General features: G+C 35.9%; 14 protein-coding genes. 2 read left to right on the top strand and 12 right to left on the bottom strand.

The features are described from left to right. Positions 1-71: 71 nt before the first annotated feature. Complete coding sequence (locus tag KQI21_RS00265) at positions 72-2,135, bottom strand: sigma-54 interaction domain-containing protein (RefSeq protein ID WP_216482020.1); 2,064 nt, start codon at positions 2,133-2,135, stop codon at positions 72-74. 193 nt (positions 2,136-2,328) lie between these two features. Between KQI21_RS00265 and KQI21_RS00260 the strand changes: the two genes are divergently transcribed. Both KQI21_RS00260 and KQI21_RS00255 read left to right on the top strand, forming a co-directional pair. Then, positions 2,329-2,580, top strand: coding sequence for a DUF2627 domain-containing protein (locus KQI21_RS00260; RefSeq protein ID WP_216482019.1), 252 nt, complete (start codon positions 2,329-2,331; stop codon positions 2,578-2,580). Between the two features lie 219 nt (positions 2,581-2,799). Continuing rightward, positions 2,800-4,146: an aspartate kinase gene (locus tag KQI21_RS00255; RefSeq protein WP_216482018.1), complete on the top strand. Its 1,347-nt coding sequence runs from the start codon at positions 2,800-2,802 to the stop codon at positions 4,144-4,146. A gap of 375 nt (positions 4,147-4,521) precedes the next feature. Here the strand turns inward: KQI21_RS00255 and spo0A are convergent, their stop codons facing one another. The 11 genes from spo0A to nusB form a co-directional block, all read right to left on the bottom strand. Next, entirely contained in the window at positions 4,522-5,295 is a 774-nt protein-coding gene (gene spo0A, locus KQI21_RS00250) for a sporulation transcription factor Spo0A (protein ID WP_216482017.1), read from the bottom strand. A gap of 311 nt (positions 5,296-5,606) precedes the next feature. Continuing rightward, on the bottom strand, positions 5,607-6,875 hold the full coding sequence (spoIVB, locus tag KQI21_RS00245; RefSeq protein ID WP_216482016.1) for a SpoIVB peptidase: 1,269 nt from the start codon (positions 6,873-6,875) through the stop codon (positions 5,607-5,609). A gap of 256 nt (positions 6,876-7,131) precedes the next feature. Beyond that, positions 7,132-8,868, bottom strand: coding sequence for a DNA repair protein RecN (gene recN, locus KQI21_RS00240; RefSeq protein ID WP_216482015.1), 1,737 nt, complete (start codon positions 8,866-8,868; stop codon positions 7,132-7,134). 24 nt (positions 8,869-8,892) lie between these two features. After that, on the bottom strand, positions 8,893-9,342 hold the full coding sequence (gene ahrC / locus KQI21_RS00235) for a transcriptional regulator AhrC/ArgR (RefSeq protein ID WP_216482014.1): 450 nt from the start codon (positions 9,340-9,342) through the stop codon (positions 8,893-8,895). A gap of 17 nt (positions 9,343-9,359) precedes the next feature. After that, the gene (locus KQI21_RS00230) at positions 9,360-10,196 is read right to left on the bottom strand and encodes a TlyA family RNA methyltransferase (RefSeq protein WP_253291217.1); all 837 of its coding nucleotides are present in this window, start codon (positions 10,194-10,196) and stop codon (positions 9,360-9,362) included. Positions 10,197-10,210: 14 nt separating this feature from the next. Then, a complete protein-coding gene (locus KQI21_RS00225) occupies positions 10,211-10,789 on the bottom strand; it encodes a hypothetical protein (protein WP_216482013.1) in 579 nt (192 codons plus the stop codon). A gap of 1,035 nt (positions 10,790-11,824) precedes the next feature. Continuing rightward, entirely contained in the window at positions 11,825-12,709 is an 885-nt protein-coding gene (locus KQI21_RS00220) for a polyprenyl synthetase family protein (RefSeq protein ID WP_309245485.1), read from the bottom strand. A 2-nt stretch (positions 12,710-12,711) separates the two neighbouring features. Then, positions 12,712-12,948 carry an exodeoxyribonuclease VII small subunit gene (locus KQI21_RS00215; protein WP_216482012.1) on the bottom strand — a complete coding sequence of 79 codons (237 nt, stop codon included), beginning with the start codon at positions 12,946-12,948 and terminating at the stop codon, positions 12,712-12,714. A 2-nt stretch (positions 12,949-12,950) separates the two neighbouring features. Continuing rightward, positions 12,951-14,294: an exodeoxyribonuclease VII large subunit gene (gene xseA, locus KQI21_RS00210; protein WP_216482011.1), complete on the bottom strand. Its 1,344-nt coding sequence runs from the start codon at positions 14,292-14,294 to the stop codon at positions 12,951-12,953. Beyond that, positions 14,284-15,144 (bottom strand): bifunctional methylenetetrahydrofolate dehydrogenase/methenyltetrahydrofolate cyclohydrolase FolD, encoded by an 861-nt coding sequence (folD, locus tag KQI21_RS00205; protein WP_216482010.1) that lies wholly within the window; start codon positions 15,142-15,144, stop codon positions 14,284-14,286. The genes xseA and folD overlap by 11 nt, the downstream gene beginning before the upstream one ends. Before the next feature lie 343 nt (positions 15,145-15,487). Beyond that, a complete protein-coding gene (gene nusB, locus KQI21_RS00200; RefSeq protein ID WP_216482009.1) occupies positions 15,488-15,865 on the bottom strand; it encodes a transcription antitermination factor NusB in 378 nt (125 codons plus the stop codon). Between the last annotated feature and the right edge of the window lie 193 nt (positions 15,866-16,058).

Genomic DNA, 16,058 nt, shown 5'->3' with positions numbered 1-16,058 from the left:
CCAAAACACCATTATTGAAAGCGCTTCATTTCAGTCGTGTTAGTTTGCAACATTTTGCATTACCTTGCAAATCATTGCCTGCCACCTTTTGCGAGCTGATATTTTTCTAATTTATAATATAAATTTCGTATGGAAATTTGCAGTTGCTTTGCCGTTTTCGTCTTATTATAATTGTTTTGCTCATACACCTTCTTTATATAGTTCTTTTCATATTTCTCTACTGCTGTTTGTAAAGGTTCTGTAGTAGTTAAAACAACTGTTTCACCATGTTGTTGAGAATGATTTAATGTAAGATCGGGGAGATGTTTTTGTTCAATTGTTTTTTCATGTAACCCCATATAAATCATTGCCCGGCCTATTACATTTTCCAATTCTCGAATATTTCCTGGCCAGTGATATTCTTTTAATGCAGTTAACGCTTTTTCCGAAATATATTGTACGTCTCTTCCATAATCTTGATTAATCTTTAAAATAATGTGGTTTGCCAATAAAGGCAAATCGGATAATCGTTCTTTAAGTGATGGTATATAGATCGGCAAGCGACTTAATCGATAATATAAATCTTCACGAAATGTCTTTTTCATAATTGCTTTTTCTAAGTTTACATTGGTTGCAGCAATAATACGAACATTTATAGCAATTGGATTGGTTCCACCAACTCGTACAATTTCATTTTCCTGCAGAACACGAAGTAGTTTCGCTTGCATATTTAAAGATAATTCCCCAATCTCATCTAAAAAGATACTTCCATTATTCGCTTCTTCAAACAGGCCTTTCTTTCCTCCCCGCCTTGCTCCTGAAAAAGCCCCGTCTTCATAGCCAAACAGTTCGCTTTCCAAAATAGATTCAGCTATAGCAGCACAATTAACCCTAATAAACTTATGATGCTTGCGATCACTTTCATGATGAATCGCATGGGCAAATAACTCTTTACCAGTTCCGGATTGACCACGAAGTAAAACCGTTGCAGGTGTTCTTGCTCCTACTTTCGCCTGTTCCAATGCTATTTTCATTTCAGGGGATTTTCCTATAATATCATCAAATGTATATTTAGCTTCTAAATTACGAATAATTTGTCTGGCGCGTTTTAATTCACTTGTTAATGCTTGAACTTCTGAAATGTCATGAATTACCCCAACACTGCCTTTTAATTTTCCGTCAACGATCACTGGGGCGACATTGACATAGACTTCTTTCTTAGCTGGCCCAACCTTTAGTGTCGCTCCTCTTACTGCTCTTCTCGTTTGTAGGACTCGCATATGTATACTTTCGCCTTCTGAGATATCAGTTGTCGCGGGCTTGCCAATGACATCTTCCTCTGTCAAACCGGTAATCCGAGTATATGCTGGGTTAATCATCATTCCAAGTCCTTGTTCATCTACAACACTGATTGCTTCATCTGAGGAATAAATAATGGCTTCTAACATCGTTTTAATTTCTTTTAAATCCGTGTTTTCTTCCGCTAATTTAACAACTTCGGTAATATCTTTAAATACTGCAAAGGCACCTAATAACAGGTTATCAGCATTTATAATGGGAATCCTTGTAGTAATAATTTGCTTGCCATTTTCTAAGGTAAGCTTTTGATTTACTTCTCGTCTTCGATTTCGTAATATTTCTGGTAAATGAGTATTAGTAATAATTGTCTCAATTGATTTTCCCTCACACTCACGTTTTTTTAATTCCATAATTTCTTCCGCACTTTTATTAATAAACGTAATGATTCCTTGATTATTTACGACAATCATTCCATCGCGAATATTATTTAAAATCAGTGCTTGATTACGCATCTGTAGCTCAACTTCCTCCAATAGCTCCTGTTTTTCATCAAACAGCTCTGAAATAATATAAGCCACAGTTCCTGGTATGACAACAGTCTTACGGCTTCTATGCTCCAATAAAGCTTGAAATACTTGTTCATCACCAGTAGCTTCAATTACAATATCAATATTTTTATCAATCCACGATTTCCATTGATTATCTGTAGGAATGTTTTGCTTTTTCGCAAGCTTTAACCCGGGCGCATTACAATTTATATCTATCATTGCCACGATCTCCAGTATGTTCGTTGCATTTAAAATATTTAATAAAGCACTTCCCCCTTTTCCGGCTCCAACAATGAGTACACGCTTCATTTCATCCCACCTTGCATTTTTTTGCGTAGTTTTATCATACGTTAGTCTGCAAGTTAATGCAATAACCGTTTATTTCTTTTTAGTGATATTTTTGCTATACTTAATGAGAATCCGTTGTATTCTAACAGTTTTCATGCTTAATACTGACCATCCATGAGAACTAAATTCCCATGAATGGAAGGAGAATAAATAATTGATTAGAATTATTGCTATTATTATACTATTTATACCTGGTGTAATCGCTGCCATTGGGATTAAGTTAATGAGAGATTCATTATTTACTTCGTTTTATCCAATGTTTTTACATAGCAGTGTACAATTTATAGTTGGCTTAATTTTGTTTCTTGCCGGATTGGCTTTTATTGGTGGGTTTATTGTCCATCGAGATCGCAAGCAACAAAAAACTAAACAAGGTAGACGAAACTGTTACGCAGATGGGGAATAAAATCCTCATCTTTTTATTTATCGTAACGTATTAGTAAACTGGCTAGTTCCTCACATATCTCATAAGGAAATAGACTAGTTGCACTTATACTTCACACCTAAAAATTTTTACTGCGTCGAATAAACTGCTTCGTTAAAATTTTATACTTAAACTTAACGTACAAAAAAAACTGAATTTGTGATATGATGTAAAATAAAAATAAAAGCAGGAGGAATTCTCGTGAAAGTAACAAAGTTTGGGGGGAGTTCTGTTGCCAGTGCAGGGCAAATAAAAAAGGTAGGCAACATTGTAAAAGCTGACCCTCAAAGAAAATTCATTGTCGTCTCCGCACCAGGAAAAAGGTTCAAAAATGATAAAAAGATTACGGACATGCTTATCGAACTTGGTGAAATAAGCAGAAAACACCGTCCAACAGCAGAATATATTGAGCCTGTTATGAAGCGATTTACTGAAATTGTTGAAGAATTAGAGCTAGGTGGAACGATTTTGAAAGAAATAAACCAAACGATCGAAAATGTATTACATATGGATGTAACTCCATTGGAGAAATTAGAAGCTTTAAAAGCAATCGGTGAGAATAGTTCAGCTAAAATCCTTAGCGCTTATCTTTCTTCAATTGGAATACCGGCACGCTATATAAACCCGAAGGAAGTTGGAATAATTGTAAGCAATAATCCGGGAAATGCAAGGATTTTACCTGAAAGTTTTCCGAAAATTTACAACTTGCGAACCGCCGAAGATATTTTAGTTATTCCTGGTTTTTTTGGCTATACCAAGAAAGGACAATTAAATACCTTTTCTAGAGGTGGATCAGATATAACAGGTTCTATCATTGCTGCCGGAATTAAGGCAGATCTGTATGAAAACTATACAGATGTTGATTGCGTGTATTCTGTTAATCCAGCCTATATCGAAAAACCTAAAAGAATTACAACCTTAACTTATAAAGAAATGCGCGAATTGTCATATGCGGGTTTTTCGGTTTTTCACGATGAAGCTCTGATACCGGCATTTAAAGAGGAAATCCCTGTATGTATAAAAAATACAAATAATCCAAAAGCACCCGGTACATTGATTGTCTCAGAAAAAAAACCGAGTGAAAAATGTGTTGTTGGGATTGCAAGTGATACAGGATTTTGCAGTATTTATATTAGTAAATATTTAATGAACAAGGAAATTGGTTTTGGACGAAAATTGTTTGCAATTTTGGAGGATGAAGGTATTTCATTTGAACATGCTCCTTCTGGTATTGATGATATGTCCGTAATTATTAGAGAAAGTAATTTACCACTAGAAAAAGAAAAGCTAGTGATGGAGCGAATTCAAAATGAATTAAATCCTGATTTAATCTCAATTCATCGTAACCTAGCTATGATTATGGTAGTTGGTGAAGGTCTAGTAAGGACAATTGGAGTGGCACAAAAAGCAACCGCTGCAATCTCTAGTGCGAATGTAAATATTGAAATGATCAACCAAGGTTCATCCGAAGTTTCTATGATGTTTGGAATAAAAGCAGAAGATTTGGATAGAGCGGTCAAGTCATTATATCATACCTTCTTTGATTAGAACTAACATATCCTCCCTATGAGGAGGATATGTTTTAATTATAAAATAAGATTGATGTATAAGTACGTTTTAACATTATTTGCCCTTCCTTATCCGAAACTTAGCTAAATCCGATAAAGAAGAGCATTTTTCAAAAAACGCCAGTATTTATAAAAAAGATTGAACTCATACTAACGCAAATACAGATTTATAAAGTGAAACTTCATTTCTTGGAATGCTTTTCCCAAGAAATCGGGCATTTAGGTGCCGTTTTCTCACACTTAGACCCTTTTGTATCAACTCGAGGCTCTTAACGTGGAAGACTTACGGCACCTTACATGCGGGATAAATATTAGCCAAATGCTTGTAATTTTTCCCATTCCAAAATCTCAATAGTTAACTCGCTTTATGTTCTAAGCGAAGATGATCAGCAACCATTGCAATAAATTCTGAATTGGTCGGTTTTGCTTTCGTTATACTAATCGTATACCCAAATAAAGCAGAAATCGAATCAATATTTCCTCTGCTCCATGCTACTTCAATGGCATGACGGATAGCACGTTCTACACGAGAAGCAGTCGTGTTATATTTTTTAGCTATATCTGGGTATAATACTTTCGTAATGGAACCTAACAACTCGATATCATTGTAAACCATTGTAATTGCTTCTCTTAAATACATATATCCTTTAATATGTGCTGGTACGCCGATCTCATGAATAATATTTGTAATACTTGCTTCAAGATCTTGCTTCTTTTTCTCTTTTCGCTGCACTTTTGATACGACACTGGAATGTACAATACTTTGTGCCTGTCTAATTTGATCTGCTAAATTATCTAAATCAAATGGTTTTAAAATAAAATAGGCTGCTCCGAGGTCAACCGCCTTTTTCATTACTTCTTCTTGTCCGAACGCTGTGAGCATAATTACATGGGGAATTTTTGTTCCTGAAGAACGAATCGTGTTTAATACAGCTAAACCATCGACATGAGGCATAATAATATCCAAAACTAAAACATCTGGTTCTACATCCTCGAGCATGGTCAAACAATCTCTGCCATTAAAAGCCGTCCCAACTACTTCAATATCTTCTTGTTCTCCAAAATAATCTTCCATCAGGTGAATTAATTCACGGTTATCATCAACAAGACAAACTGAAATCTTTTCCACTAAAGTTCCTCCTTTTATGTAATACATAACTTTTCACTATTTTACATATTCTACACAAATCACAAATATCCTTTTTTTATTTAAAAAACTTTGGTTTTTTTGAAGTTTACTTCTGTTTTCTCTGTTTTACTATAAATTACGATACATTTCGATAAATATAGACAAATTTGTCGAAAATTATTTATTGCTTATCATTATATCATATTTGTTATTATCAAAAAAATGACCATAAGTCACAATAATATAAAAATAACAATAAAAATATCGAAAAAAGGACTTGAATTGGAAGAAATCCAATACAAGTCGCGTTTTTAACTTACTTTATTTGCTTGATCTTTCTCTTTATAAATATTAATCCCTGCATCCTCTAGCATCCATTCAATATGGACCCCATATCCTGAAATTGGATCATTAACAAATACATGAGTTACAGCTCCAATGATTTTGCCATTCTGAATAATAGGGCTCCCACTCATACCTTGCACGATACCCCCTGTTTTGTTTAATAATTCCTTGTCTTTAATTTGAATAACCATACCTTTTGTTGCTGGCATCTTTTGAGGAACGGTACTAACAATTTCTATATCGTATTCTTCCACTTTTTCTCCTTCCAGAACCGTTAATATCTTTGCCGGTCCTTCTTTTACCTCATGTGATAGAGCAATTGGCATTGGCTTTCGAAAATTATCCAGTTTTTTGTTTAATTCACCAAATATTCCAAAGGGAGTATTTTTATTAATCGAACCAATCTTATCATCAACAGGTGAGAATTTTGCTTGCTTCTCACCTGGGATACCATTGTTGCCTTTTTCAATGGAAGTTACGGAGGAGCGAACAATTGCACCATTGTTAATTTCAATTGGCTTTTTCGTATCCATATCAGAAATCACATGACCCAGAGCCCCATATTTCCCTGAATTTGGTTCATAAAAAGTCATTGTTCCAATTCCAGCTGCTGAATCACGAATATATAAGCCAATTTTATAATCTTTTTCATCTTGATCTAAAGCTGGCTTTAATTCAGTGGAGATTGTCTTTTTACCACGCTTTATTTTCACATCTAAAGTATGATTTGCTTTTCCAGCTTGTTCAATAAATGGTCTTACATCATTCATCGTTTTAATTTTATTGCCATTGATTTCTAAAATAACATCTCCTACTTTTATATCTGCTTTTTCACCAGGAGAAGTTTCGCCAGCTTTTCCGTTGACTAAATGATGGCCAACGACTAATACCCCTTTTGTTTGAAGCTGAACCCCAATTGATTGACCACCAGGAATTACTTTAAGATCATCTCTCACTTCTGCAGTAGCTTGCTTTAGAGGCAGGCCAGCCATTTCATAAAACAACGGTAGATTGTCCGATGAATTTGTACTGGATAAGGATTTATTTAAAGAACCATCATTAACAGCAGTTATTTCATTGTTCCATGGAGATGAGGGATTTTCTGTTTGGAAACTTAGTGGAGCAAAAAAAGGAAATGCGAATAAGGCAATTATTACCAAGAAGGCTATGCCAAACTGTATTTTTTTATTTTTCTTGCCATTCAATTCATTCACTCTCCTCTTTTCTAAACCCATCCACTTTTGTTTTTCTGTACTTTTAATTTGAGCTAATCGATATCGTTTTAAACTGGTGAAACTTAAGCAGTCCTGTATAACATTACCTTCATTAATGGATAATCATAAATGTATAGTCTTGGTATGAAAGAGGGTTATCTAGATATGTATGCTTATTATACTAAGGGAAACTGTTTATTCATCAGTTATACTAATAGCTTAAAATTTTTAATAATTCCACGAAAGTGTTTTTAACATATAAAAAAAGCCAGATAACTTATTTTCTGGCTTTTTGCGTTAGATTATTCTTCTTTTGTTTTAAATTAGCAGCCATCTCCAACATTTCTCGAGCATGGTCTAAAGCAGTTTCTGTAAGCTTAGTTCCTGTAACCATGCGAGCTAGCTCATTAATTTGCGACTCTGGCTTTAATTCAATTACATGTGTCGTTGTACGCTCATCACTTGTTTGTTTTTCAATTAGCTTATGGGTATCAGCCATGGCAGCCACTTGCGGAAGATGAGTTATGCATAAAACCTGTGATTCTTGAGAGATTAAGTATATCTTTTCAGCAATTGCTTGGGCAACCCTGCCGCTAACACCTGTATCAACCTCATCGAAAATTACACTAGTCACACCTTGATGTTTTGCAAATATTTTTTTTAAAGCCAGCATGATTCTTGAAAGTTCTCCCCCAGAAGCAACTTTAGTCAACTGCTTTAAAGGCTCTCCTGGATTAGTGGAAATTAAAAAGCTAACTTGGTCAATTCCATTTTTATGAAGTTCTATCTCATCACCCACTTGAAGCGTTGATGACTGAAATTGTACGGAAAAGGTTGCTTTTTCCAAATAAAGATCTTTTAATTCATCATGTATATCTTCGACTAATGATTTTGCTGCGGCTTGACGAATATCATGTAATTCCTTTGCTTCTAAATAAGCATCTTTTGTTTTTTCCTCAATTTGTTTTTGTAATTTTAATAAATGTGAATCCTTATTATTAATTTCTTCGATTTCTTCTTCAATTTTTGCCATATATGTTAACATTTCAGTAACGGTTGAACCATATTTCTTCTTTAAACGATTTATTTCATTTAGACGAGCTTCTATTTCATTTAAACGATCTGGATTATATTGCATGGTTTCAATCATATTACCCAAGTCATACGTTAATTCCTCTAACCCAAAATAATAATCGGCAATTTCATTAGCTTTGTCGGCAATTTTTGAATCAAATTTACTGTTTTCTTGGAGAACTATTTGGGCTTGGCTTACCCAATCAAGACCCTTTTGTTCGCCATAAAGCGAATTGTAGGCTTCTTGTAAAGCAGAATAAATTCGCTCAAAATTAATAAGCGTTCCTCGCTCTTCTTCCAACTGTTCATCCTCATTCACCTGTAATTGGGCTTGCTCTAACTCGTGTAATTGAAACTGTAATAAATCTAGCCGTTGTGCGGTTTCTTGTTCATTTTTACTTAGCCTTTGATAGCGGCTTTTTAAGTGAGATAACTGATCATAAAACTTTCGGTATTCTTTTTTTGCTTTTTCTATTTTATCAGGCCAATATAAATCCAATAATTCAATATGTTGATCTTCATCCATCAAAGACTGTGTTTCATGCTGACTATGGATATCAATAAGCGTTTTACCAAATTCACGAAGAATTCCCAAAGTAACTAATTTACTGTTCACACGACAAATACTTTTTCCATTTGCAGTAATCGTTCGTCTCAATATAAATTGGTGATCCTGATATTCAATTCCGTATTGTCTGGAAAGCGCAAATATAGGATGTGACTTATCATCAACGATAAATAGTCCTTCGATATCTGCTTTCTTCGCACCATGCCTTACAAACTCAACAGAACCACGACCTCCAGCAAGTAACTGAACGGCATCAATAATAATGGATTTCCCGGCGCCTGTTTCACCGGTTAATACCGTTAGCCCTTCATGAAATGTGATTGAAATCTTATCTATAATGGCAAAATCCTGAATGGATAATTCGGTTAACACGCCATTATTCCCCCCATTCTTAGATCACAGCATTTCAATAAACCGGTTTTTAATAGTCAATGTATCTGCTTCTGTTTTACAAATGATTAAACAGGTATCATCTCCACAGATCGTGCCCATGATCTCTTGCCAGTCTAATTGATCGATTAAAGCACCAACTGCCTGTGCATTACCAGGAAGGGTTTTTAGTACGATAAAATGACTAGCATGATCAATTTTTACAAATGCGTCCATCACTAAGCGTTTTAGCTTGTCCAACGGATTAAATCGTTGATCCGCTGGTAAGCTGTATTTATATGACCCTTTTGGAGTAGCTACTTTTATTAGATGCAGTTCTTTAATATCTCTGGAAATGGTCGCTTGTGTCACATTGTAACCTAAATTTTTCAAGCGATCGACAAGCTCATCTTGCGTTTCAATTTCATTTTCTGTGATTAACTCACGAATTTTAATATGTCGTTGTATTTTACTCATAGGGTGCCTCCGTTTCTTTAATCTTCATTCTTCTTTTGCTTACGCGTTAGCTCGTTATGCGCTCTATGAACGATGGATGCTATTACGTTATCGCTAAACGGATTAACTACTGCTTGCTTTTTCCATCCTAAATGAGTTAAAAATTCAATATTTCCATCTCCTCCGGTAATCGGTGAAAAGGTTAACCCTAAAACTTGGTATCCCTCTGATTCACTAAAAGCTAGGAGACGCTTAATCACTGATTGGTGGATAGCGGGATCACGAACAATTCCTTTTTTACCAACCTGTTCCTTTCCTGCTTCAAATTGCGGTTTAATGAGTGCTATCACGTCACTATCCTCCATTAATAATTGCTTTAATACAGGTAAAAGCAATCGTAATGAAATAAAGGAAACATCGATGGAAGCGACATTTGGCTTACCGTATTCGAGTATATCAGGTGTAACATAACGAAAATTAGTTCGTTCCATGACAATAACACGATCATCATTTCGTAATTTCCAGTCCAGTTGATTATATCCTACATCGATTGCATAACAGAGCTTAGCACCATTTTGTAAAGCACAATCTGTGAATCCGCCAGTTGATGAACCGACATCAACGATAATTTTATCCTTTACGGTTATCGCAAATTCTTTTAGTGCTTTTTCTAATTTTAACCCGCCACGACCAACATAAGGAAATGGTTTCCCTTTAACTGTTATAGATGCGGCTTCATCGATTTGCATACCGGGTTTATCTAATCTTTCCTGATCAGAAAAAACAAGGCCAGCCATAATTAAACGCTTAGCCTTTTCTCTCGTCTCAGCAAGTTTTTTTTCCACTAATAATACATCTAATCTTTTTTTACCCATAATGATTCCTTTTATTACTTATTTTTTGGCAATACTTTTATTTTTAATCTAGTTTCAATAAGGGATACTACTTTTCCAACAAAGAAGATTACTTTCGTTGAAGAATGGATGGCAAAATATTTTCCTAATGCCTTACCACCAACTGTAATTGCTGCAACAATACTTGTCAATAAAACCGAAATTGTGATTTGTAACGTGGATCCTTCTCCATGACCTAAAAGATTGGCTACTTGTAATACTACGACAGCAGAAGCTGTCCCACTAACAATTCCCGATATATCTCCAATCACGTCATTACAAAAGCTGGCAAACCTATCGGCATTTCGAATTATGATGACCGCCTCTTTTGCTCCAGTTACTTTTTCAGCAGCCATTGCATGAAATGGTGCTTCATCTGCTGCTGTCGAAGCAATACCAAGCATATCAAAGGCAACACCTATTAATACAATAACAAATACAATAATAAGTCCAATTGACCAAACCACTTCGCTCATAATGGAAGAAGAAACAATTGAAAAAATAGCCGCTAACACAAATGTGATAACGGCAGTAGTTAAGCTAAATTTGATCGAACGTTTGACTTGTGGTTTCATTTCATACCTCATTACATGTAATTTATCGTTATCCTATGTAAGGAGAAATGGTCATTTAAAAGGTAAAAACTGCGGCTTAGGTCCAGTAGGTTTTCCCAGACCGCTACCCCGTGTTGCCACGCAGGCGGTTTCCCTTTAAAGCGATCTTAGCTTTGTCACCAAAAGCTAGACTGGATTACCACTTAGTCCACACTATAATCCCTTTTAAATGTCGTACGAACAGTCTAGGAGATTTCCTCAACAGTCCTTAACCGTCCCCTAGCCTCTTTTGCAGTGCTGATTTCATAGAGATGAAAGTAACAAATCAGTGGCCACCTAATCTATTACTTAGACTCTAATCCCCTCAGTCACCACTCAAGGCAGGCTACGCTGCATATCAGGTGTCCCTTACCGTCTACTGCAGGTTCATACCCCATTCCATAGTAAAACCTAGGCTTAGCTTTTACTACAGAGATGGGCCTCCGCGGTAATCGGGTCAACGCCCACATGCCTTTGTGGATCGCCCGAAAACCTTAACTCCCAGCACAGACCCAAAGCTGGGCGCTCCAAGCCTGCACAAGGAACTTCATCGATGTGCCCTTTGGCGAATTTTTAGGCTCGCCTTCAGGTACGGAGAACTGACTAGAATACTGCACCATTCCTCAGTTACATCTATTATAACATATTTTTGGCTGAAATTCTATTTGAATTCTTAACAATCAACAGTCTATTTTTTACACAATTTAATCACTTAAGCTTTTCAACAACAATCTTTAAAATTTATCAAAAAGCTAAAGTAGCCACCATAAAAATCTTTAGCATCGGCAAGGGAAATATAGTTTTCGTTTATTGTTTAAATAAAGTGAAACTTCATTCAGTAGGAGTTTTCCTCCATCTCCTACTGAATGTTAGTTAAACGAATAGGGTATTTAGGTGCCGTTTTCTCCCACTTAAACCCTTTTATACCAACTCAGGCTCTTGAAGTGGGAGTCTTACGGCACCTTACATACGGGATAAACCAACAAAAAATTCGATGATAACATTTTTGCATCCTCTTCAATGATCTCGTTGACTAAAAAACAGCGTTAAGTCCATTAATAAAGAACCTGCTATATCTGCTCGTTCTAATGCTTCTTTTGCCTTCGTTACATACCATTCTTTTTTCTCTATAGCACCATCTAAACCAAGCAACTTAGGATATGTACTCTTTAAATTAACTTCATCACTGCCTACCCGCTTACCTAATTTTGCTTCATCGCCTGTTATATCTAAAATATCGTCCTGTACTTGAAAGATCAATCCTAAATAGTAAGCAAATGTTTTTAAATGAGTCATTTGTTCTTCCGTGGCTCCACCGAGATACGCACCCGCAATCACAGCAAAACGCAATAGTTCACCGGTTTTTAATGTGTGAACCTGCTCTAATTCTGTTAAGGAAATAGACTTATCTTCTGCTTGCATATCTAATATTTGTCCAGCAACCATACCTTTTGGCCCGCTCGCTTCTGCTAACAGCATAATCAGTTTTGCTTTTTGAATTGGCGATAACTTAGAGTCTTTAGCAATTAATTCAAAACTATACGTTAATAATGCATCCCCAGCTAAGATTGCGGTAGCTTCATCAAAAGCCTTATGGTTAGTAGGCTGGCCACGACGAAAATCATCGTTATCCATCGCAGGTAAATCATCATGGATTAATGAATATGTATGAATCATCTCCAGAGCAGCTGCTGAACTTAAGGTTATCGCTGCATCCTCGCGATATGATTCAAAACTGGCCATTAATAAAATTGGTCTTAATCGTTTTCCTCCTGCTTCAACTGAATACATCATGGATTCCTTCAGATTTTGTGGAATAGTTAATGAGCCAATATACTGTTCTAAAATTTTATCGATTAGTTGCTTTCGGCTTGTTAAATACTCTTTCATCGTCAGCTGCACGTCTATTCTTCCTCCTGGATCTGAAATGGATCAAAATCTCCCTGTTCGTTCATTATTTTTGTCATTTTATCTTCTACTTGATTTAGTTTATCATTACAAAGCTTAGACAACTTCATGCCATCTTGATAATAATTAATGGCTTTTTCCAAGGGGACATCCCCTGTCTCCAACTTTTCCACAATTTCTTCGAGCTCTTGCATTGCTTCTTCAAATGACAATTCTTTATCCTTCTCTGCCATAATTAAATTTTCTCCTCCACTTCCTTAACATGACAAGTAATCAGTCCATCCATAACTCTTAAAGAAATAATGTCCTCTGGATGAACATGTTCGATCGATTTAATAATTTTATCTGATGGTGAATAAGCTATCGAAAAACCCCGTTTCATAATCTCTAACGGATTAAGCAAACTTAATTTATCTACTTGCTTATATAAAACCTCTCGTTTACTTGTTTGCACTTGCTTCATTGCGAAATTATGCCTTTTTGCTAACTGCTGTAGCTGAAGTTTTGCTCTTTTTAATTGTCTACCAGGATGTTGAGTTGCTAGGCGTACATGCACGTGCTGATAGTTTTGACGTTTTTCTGTTACTTTTTGGACCATTGCTTTTTGTAATTGCTCTACCCTTCTATCTAGCTCTTGTTCCTTTTGTTTTAGAAGTTGACCTGGATAACGGAAAGCATAGGATTGTTGTAATTTGATTAATAGCTGTCGCTGCTGTTTTATTTTTTGACGTATATCTTTTATAAGTATTCGCTTTAGCGTGAGTATTCGGTCCTTTAATTCGCTACTAGAAGGAACTGCAAGCTCTGCCGCTCCTGTTGGTGTTGGTGCGCGTAAATCAGCAACATAATCACTGATCGTTGTATCTGTTTCATGCCCCACAGCCGAAATAATCGGAATTTTAGAATGAAAAATGGCTTCTGCTACTATTTCTTCATTAAAGCTCCATAGCTCTTCAATCGAGCCACCGCCTCTTGCAACAATTAACAGATCAAAATTTCCCACCTTATTTGCTGTTTCTATTGCCTGTTTTATGGAATTAGCGGCTGCTTCTCCTTGAACTAATACAGGCAGTACAATCATTTTAACAATTGGATACCTGCGTTTGATGGTCGTGATAATATCACGTATCGCCGCTCCCGTTGGCGAAGTGATAATGCCTATTTTCTGCGGTAATGGGGGGATCGCCTTTTTATAGGCTTGGTCAAAGAAGCCTTTCTTCTGCAATTTTTCTTTTAACTGCTCATACGCAACATACAGTGCTCCTATCCCGTCTGGTTCCATATGCTGAATGTATAGTTGATATTGGCCGTACACTTCAAATACACTAATTTCTCCTTTAATCAGTACATTCATTCCATTTTCTGGAACAAATTTTAAAAATCGGTTATTCCCCGCAAACATCACTGCTTGAATCCGTGAACGATCATCCTTTATCGTTAAATACATATGTCCGCGAGAATGATGTTTAAAATTCGATATTTCCCCACGCAACCAAACTTCCCTTAGATGAGGGTCTGTATCCATTTTCCGCTTAATGTACTTGGTTAATGCCGTAACTGTTAAATATTTATCTTTCACGGTTCTCGAACCCTTTTGCCGCTTTAATTGTATTCTTTAGTAACATTGTTATCGTCATTGGTCCTACTCCTCTTGGTACCGGAGTAAGGTATGCCGCTTTTTCTTTCATGCTTTCATAGTCTACATCACCTGTTAACGTACCATCATCTAAGCGATTAATTCCGACATCAATCACAGTTGCGCCTTCTTTAATATAGCTTTCATCAATAACATGTGCTTTTCCAATTGCAACAATTAAGATATCGGCTTGCTTTGTATAACTTTTAAGATCCTTTGTTTTCGAATGACAAGTAGTCACAGTTGCATGATGATTTAATAATAATTGGGTTACTGGTTTACCTACAATATTACTTCTTCCGATAACCACTGCATGTTGTCCCTTGATTGGAATTGATTTCGATTGTAACATGGTGATAATTCCATATGGAGTACAAGGTAAAAACGTATCCATCCCTGTCATCATTCTTCCTATATTAACAGGGTGAAACCCATCTACATCTTTTTCCGGAATAATCGCTTCAATTACTTTTTGCTCTTGAATATGATCTGGCAGTGGTAATTGAACAAGTATGCCATGTACTGTGGGATCATTATTTAATTTATGTATCTGTTGCAACAGTTCTGATTCCGTAACTGATGTTGACAACTCCAAAATCTCCGAATCAATTCCAGTTTCATGACAAGCCTTTTTCTTGCCATTAACATACGACTTTGAAGCAGGATGATTACCAACCAACACTACAGTAAGCTTAGGATGGATTCCTGTCGCTTTCAACTTGGTAACTTCTTCTTTCATTGCTTTTCTAAGCTCTAGTGATAAACCTTTACCATCAATAATTTCTGCTGTCAATGTATAGAACCCCCTCAATTATTTTAAAAACGATGTTTAAAAATTCCGGAAAAATGACGCCTTGAATTACTTCACACGTTAGAATGCATCAGATTTTAGTGCTCAAGTTAATTCAATATAGTGAAAATGTTTTAAGTTCTAAGTTTAAGTGCAACTAGGCTATTGTCTTTATTCCGCTTGCCAAGTTTTCTTAATTAATTTGTTTCTGGCTTTTATCTAAATTACTATACTGCCCGGAAACTGCGAGCTTCGAAGTCCGCATCGGCAGGACGTGCTATGTCGGTGTTGCATGTTAGGATCTTAACCGGTATCGGTCCTTCTTAACCTCTTTTTGAACACGCACTTAAACAAATTTAGACAGTACTCCATTTATGAACTTTCCTGATCGATCATCACCATACTTATTTGCCAACTCAATTGCTTCATTGATGGAAACACTCGTTGGAATATCATCCACATAGCTTATTTCAAATATCGCCATGCGAAGAATTGTCTTTTCGACCGAAGCTATTCGATCAATGGACCAATTTTTCAGCTTAGCTGTAAGCAATGAATCAATTTCTTCTTTATGTTGAATAACTCCATTAACGAGTATGGTTAAAAAGGCATTTTTGGTTGCTGTTTGACTTACATATTCCATATCTTCTATTGACTTCACTTCATGTATGTCAAGGGAGAATAATAATTGTAATGCCTTTTCTCTTGCTTGATGTCTATTCATTCCTTTGTAGCTCCTTTAATTTATCTCTTACAAAATCATAACATGATTTTAATTGCAACGCTATTACCAACTTTCGATTGTCCAAAGATAAAAAACAAAGCTTTATTTTAGAAAATTTTTGCTCAGCAAACCCGTATTCTAAGGGTTAACCTATCCCAGATATATCCGTTGGTTACCGTCCCAGAAGCTTTCC

The sequence above is a fragment of the Virgibacillus proomii genome, from assembly GCF_018916875.1.
GTDB classification, from domain to species: Bacteria; Bacillota; Bacilli; order Bacillales; family Amphibacillaceae; genus Virgibacillus; species Virgibacillus proomii_B.
Note: the sequence above shows the minus strand (reverse complement) of the source record. Positions and strands in the feature narration are given on the sequence as shown.

Excerpts from the sequence above, each read along its gene's own strand:
- KQI21_RS00265 (WP_216482020.1), bottom strand. The coding sequence starts at position 2,135 with ATGAAGCGTGTACTCATTGTTGGAGCCGGAAAAGGGGGAAGTGCTTTA.
- ahrC (WP_216482014.1), bottom strand. The coding sequence starts at position 9,342 with ATGAGTAAAATACAACGACATATTAAAATTCGTGAGTTAATCACAGAA.
- KQI21_RS00225 (WP_216482013.1), bottom strand. The coding sequence starts at position 10,789 with ATGAAACCACAAGTCAAACGTTCGATCAAATTTAGCTTAACTACTGCC.
- KQI21_RS00215 (WP_216482012.1), bottom strand. The coding sequence starts at position 12,948 with ATGGCAGAGAAGGATAAAGAATTGTCATTTGAAGAAGCAATGCAAGAG.
- KQI21_RS00230 (WP_253291217.1), bottom strand. The coding sequence starts at position 10,196 with ATGGGTAAAAAAAGATTAGATGTATTATTAGTGGAAAAAAAACTTGCT.
- spoIVB (WP_216482016.1), bottom strand. The coding sequence starts at position 6,875 with ATGGGTTTAGAAAAGAGGAGAGTGAATGAATTGAATGGCAAGAAAAAT.
- nusB (WP_216482009.1), bottom strand. The coding sequence starts at position 15,865 with ATGAATAGACATCAAGCAAGAGAAAAGGCATTACAATTATTATTCTCC.